Genomic DNA, 4,619 nt, shown 5'->3' with positions numbered 1-4,619 from the left:
ACCAGGACGGCTCAGCGCGCGGCACAGAGACGCACCAGGACGGCTCAGCGCGCGGCACAGAGACGCACCAGGACGACTCAGTGCGCGGCATCAGCGATGTGCTGCGTCCCGATCCGCTTGCGGAACACCCAGTACGTCCACCCCTGGTAGAGCAGCACCACGGGCGTCGCGATGAGCGCGCACCAGGTCATGATCCGCAGCGTGTACGGGCTCGACGAGGCGTTGGTGACCGTCAGGCTCCACTCCTCGTTCAGCGACGACGGCATGACGTTCGGGAACAGGGTCAGGAAGAGCATCGCGACGGCCGCCGCGATCGTGACACCCGACAGCGCGAACGACCAGCCTTCGCGCCCCGCCTTGATCGCCCCGATCGCACCGAGCAGCGCCACGACCGCCACGACCATCGCGATCAGGCTCTTGCCGTCACCCCTGGACGCCTGGGTCCAGAGCAGGAACCCGAGCGCGAGCACCGCCGTGACGAGCCCGAGGCCCAGCGCCATCCCGCGCGCCCGCGTCCGGATGTCGCCCACGGTCTTGAGCGCGGCGAACACCGCACCGTGAAAGGTGAACAGCGACAGCGTGACGAGCCCGCCCAGGATCGCGTACGGGTTGAGCAGGTCGAAGAAGGAACCCACGTACTCCTTGTGGGCGTCGATCTGCACGCCGCGCACGATGTTCCCGAAGGCGACGCCCCACATGACCGCGGGGATCAGCGAGGTCCAGAAGATCGCGTGTTCCCAGTTGGTCTGCCACCGCTCCTCGGGCCGCTTGGCGCGGTACTCGAAGGCCACGCCGCGCACGATCAGGCAGATCAGGATGAGCAGCAGCGGCAGGTAGAAGCCGGAGAAGAGCGTCGCGTACCACTCGGGGAAGGCGGCGAAGGTCGCGCCGCCCGCCGTGAGCAGCCACACCTCGTTGCCGTCCCAGACGGGGCCGATGGTGTTGATGAGGACCCGCTTCTCCACCCGGTCCCGAGCGAGCAGCTTGGTCAGGACCCCGATCCCGAAGTCGAAGCCCTCCAGGAAGAAATAGCCGATCCACAGGACCGCGATCAGTACGAACCAGATGTCGTGAAGTTGCATGGCCTGGTCGCTCCTTCCTTCAGTACGAGAAGGCCATGGGCCGGTCGGCGTCGGAATCGTCGGAGTCCGAGCCCTTGCCCGCGCCGGGACCGCCGATCCTGGTGGGCGGGTTCAGGTCCGCCTCCGTCAGCTCGGGCGGACCCTGCCTGACGTACTTGAGCAGCAGCTTCACCTCGATCACGGCGAGGACCGCGTAGATCAGGGTGAACCCGATGAGCGAGGTGAGCACCTCGCCCTGGGAGACGCCGGGCGAGACCGCGTCCCTGGTGCGCAGCACGCCGTAGACCACCCAGGGCTGACGGCCCGTCTCGGTGAAGATCCAGCCCCAGGCGGTGCCGATGAGGGGGAAGATCAGCGTCCACTGCGAGAGCCGCCACCACCACGTGCCGAACTTCGGGGCCAGCTCGGTGTTCTTGGTGAGCATCAGCTTGGGCACCTCGTCCGCTCCCGTGCGGTGCTCGGGCGCCAGCCAGAACTTCTTCCGGGTCAGCCAGAGGCCCGCCGTGCACAGGGCCATCGAGACCCCGCCGAAGCCGATCATCCAGCGGTAGGACCAGTAGGCGGTGGGGATGTTGGGACGGTAATCGCCGGGCCCGAACTTCTCCTGCGCCTCCTTGTTGAGGTCGTTGATGCCGGGGATCTCGGCGTGGAAGTTGTTCTTGGCGAGGAAGGACAGGACGCCGGGGACCTCGACGGCGACCTTGTTGTGCCCCTCGGAGACGTCGCCGTACGCGAAGATCGAGAACGGCGCCGGCTTCTCCGACTCCCAGAGCGCCTCGGCCGCCGACATCTTCATCGGCTGCTGCTCGTACATGACCTTGCCGAGGGTGTCGGCGCTGACCACAGTGAGCAGCGTGCCGACGAAGGCCGTGACCAGGCCGAGCCGCAGCGAGGTGCGCATGGTGCGGATGTGCCGCTTCTTGCGCAGGTGGACGATGGCGATGCCGGTCATGAAGGCGCCGCCGACCAGGATGGCCGCCGAGATGACGTGGAAGAAGTTGACCAGCGCCGTCTCCTGGAAGAGCACCTTGGCGAAGTCGGTGAGCTCCGCGCGCTTGGTGCCGTCCCGCTCCACGATCCGGTAGCCGACCGGGTGCTGCATAAAGGCGTTGGCGGCGATGATGAAGTACGCCGAGAGGACCGTGCCGATCGAGACGATCCAGATCGTGGCGCAGTGCAGCTTCTTGGGCAGCTTGTCCCAGCCGAAGATCCACAGGCCGATGAAGGTCGACTCGAAGAAGAAGGCGATCAGCGCCTCGAAGGCGAGCGGCGCCCCGAACACGTCACCGACGAAGCGCGAGTAGTCGGACCAGTTCATGCCGAACTGGAATTCCTGGACGATGCCGGTGACGACGCCCATCGCGATGTTGATCAGGAACAGCTTTCCCCAGAACTTGGTCGCCCTGAGGTAGTGCTCCTTGCCCGTACGGACCCACGCGGTCTCAAGAATCGCCGTGAGAGCGGCGAGAGAGATCGTCAAGGGGACGAACAGGAAGTGGTAGACGGTCGTGATGCCGAACTGCCATCGCGCCAGAGTCTCCGGCGCCAGAGCCAGGTCCACTGCGTCATCTCCTTACTCGCCGTGGTCGAAGCAGCGATTTGTACCGCTTGTCCCACTGATCTCCGGATGAACCGGGGCACGCTTGTGAACGCGTTCACATTCACAAGCATTATGTCGTACTGCATTCACGCATCCAAAGGGGGGTCCCTATCTCTCGCGTCACATCCGGGGAAGGTCCGGTCGGCCCAGTCGTGAGTCCCGGATCGCACCACGCGAAGGCCCCGGATCTCGTGCGATCCGGGGCCTTCCCAAGAACTTCAACATATTGTTGAATCCGCGCCATGCATACGGACCGGAAGCAGCAGCGGATACGGATCTCCTGGCCCGCCGGGCACCTGACCGCCACGATCGAGGACACCCCGACGACCCAGGCCCTGCACAAGGTCCTGCCGCTCGCGGCCACCGCCCACACCTGGGGCGAGGAGGTCTACTTCGACACCGGCGTGAGCGCCGCCCGCGAGGACGGCGCCCAGCAGGTCGTCGAGCCCGGGACCGTGGCGTTCTGGCCCGACGGCGACGCCCTCGCCCTCCCCTACGGGCCGACCCCCATCTCACGCGGCGACGAGTGCCGCCTCGCGAGCCCGTGCAACCTCCTCGGCCGCGTCGACGGCGACCCCCGGACCCTGGCGACGGTGCGCGACGGCGACCCGGTCCGCGTCGAGTGGGCGGACTGACGCCAAGTGCCACGCGGGGCCCGCTCGTGGCCGGGGCGCGGGCCCCGAGGCGCTAGAGCTCCTTGCGGAACGCCTCGGCCGCTCGGAGGAAGATGTCGTTGGCCTCGGTCTCGCCGATCGTGACCCGCATCCCCTCACCGGCGAACGGCCGCACCACCACGCCCGCCCGCTCACAGGCGGCGGCGAAGTCGGCCGTTCGGTCCCCGRGCCGAGCCAGACGAASTTCGYCTGGGTCTCGGGGACCGTCCAGCCCTGTCCGCGCAGCGTCTCGACCACCCGCGTCCGCTCGCCGACCAGCGCGCCGACCCGGCCCATCAGCTCGTCCTCGGCCCGCAGCGACGCCACGGCCGCGTCCTGCGCGAGCTGGCTCACCCCGAACGGCACCGCCGTCTTGCGCAGCGCGGCGGCCACCGGCTCATGGGCGACCGCGAAGCCGACCCGCAGGCCCGCGAGGCCGTACGCCTTGGAGAACGTGCGCAGGACGCAGACGTTCGGCCGGTCCCGGTAGATCTCGATGCCGTCCGGGACCTCGGGGTCGCGGATGAACTCGCGGTACGCCTCGTCGAGCACCACCAGGACATCGCTGGGCACCCGGTCGAGGAACCGTTCCAGCTCCGCCCTGCGGACCACGGTGCCGGTGGGGTTGTTGGGGTTGCAGACGAAGATGAGGCGGGTGCGGTCGGTGATGGCGGCGGCCATCGCGTCCAGGTCGTGCACCTCGCCCCCGGTCAGCGGGACCCGCACCGAGGCCGCGCCGCTGACCTGCGTGATGATCGGGTACGCCTCGAAGGACCGCCAGGCGTAGATGACCTCGTCCCCCGGGCCCGCGGTCGCCTGCAAGAGCTGCTGGGCGACGCCCACGGAGCCGGTGCCGGTCGCGACGTGCGACGCGGGCACCCCGAAGCGGTCGGCAAGCTCGCTCATCAGGGCCGTACAGGCCATGTCCGGGTAGCGGTTGAAGGACCCGGCGGCGGCCAGCACGCTCTCCATGACGCCGGGAAGCGGCGGGTAGGGGTTCTCGTTGGAGGACAGCTTGTAGGCCGCCGGACCGTCCGCCGCCGCGGGCTTGCCCGGCTTGTACGTGGGAATCCCCTCCAGCTCGGCGCGCAGCCTCGGGCTCGTCTCACTCACCGCGGTCCTCCTCGTGCCAGTCTTCATACAGTTCGAATACTGCTCACCTTATGAGGATTCGGCGCCGCTGCGAATGGCCTCCCGGGATCCTCGTACGGGCGGGGCGGCCTCCCTCGTACGGGCCAGGCGGCCTCCTCGTACGGCGAGGGCGGGATTTTCGTACGGCGGGGG

Annotated in this window: 3 protein-coding genes and 1 pseudogene; 1 reads left to right on the top strand and 3 read right to left on the bottom strand. The window is 68.3% G+C overall.

What is annotated here, in order from left to right; genetic code table 11:
* Positions 1-77 precede the first annotated feature (77 nt).
* Both cydB and AB8Z36_RS29950 read right to left on the bottom strand, forming a co-directional pair.
* Positions 78-1,082, bottom strand: coding sequence for a cytochrome d ubiquinol oxidase subunit II (gene cydB, locus AB8Z36_RS29955; protein WP_369216522.1), 1,005 nt, complete (start codon positions 1,080-1,082; stop codon positions 78-80).
* Positions 1,083-1,101: 19 nt separating this feature from the next.
* Positions 1,102-2,643 carry a cytochrome ubiquinol oxidase subunit I gene (locus AB8Z36_RS29950; RefSeq protein WP_369216521.1) on the bottom strand — a complete coding sequence of 514 codons (1,542 nt, stop codon included), beginning with the start codon at positions 2,641-2,643 and terminating at the stop codon, positions 1,102-1,104.
* 281 nt (positions 2,644-2,924) lie between these two features.
* On the opposite strand from AB8Z36_RS29950, the gene AB8Z36_RS29945 reads away from it, so the two are divergent.
* Positions 2,925-3,317 carry a cyclophilin-like fold protein gene (locus AB8Z36_RS29945; RefSeq protein WP_369216520.1) on the top strand — a complete coding sequence of 131 codons (393 nt, stop codon included), beginning with the start codon at positions 2,925-2,927 and terminating at the stop codon, positions 3,315-3,317.
* Positions 3,318-3,369: 52 nt separating this feature from the next.
* On the opposite strand, the pseudogene hisC reads toward AB8Z36_RS29945, so the two are convergent.
* Positions 3,370-4,448 (bottom strand): annotated as a pseudogene (gene hisC / locus AB8Z36_RS29940) (histidinol-phosphate transaminase).
* Positions 4,449-4,619 lie beyond the last annotated feature (171 nt).

The sequence above is a fragment of the Streptomyces flavofungini genome (assembly GCF_041028215.1).
Lineage (GTDB): Bacteria > Actinomycetota > Actinomycetes > Streptomycetales > Streptomycetaceae > Streptomyces > Streptomyces flavofungini_B.
Note: the sequence above shows the minus strand (reverse complement) of the source record. Positions and strands in the feature narration are given on the sequence as shown.

Bases quoted from the DNA above. Each gene is read 5' to 3' on its own strand.
- cydB (WP_369216522.1), bottom strand. From the start codon at position 1,082: ATGCAACTTCACGACATCTGGTTCGTACTGATCGCGGTCCTGTGGATC.
- AB8Z36_RS29945 (WP_369216520.1), top strand. From the start codon at position 2,925: ATGCATACGGACCGGAAGCAGCAGCGGATACGGATCTCCTGGCCCGCC.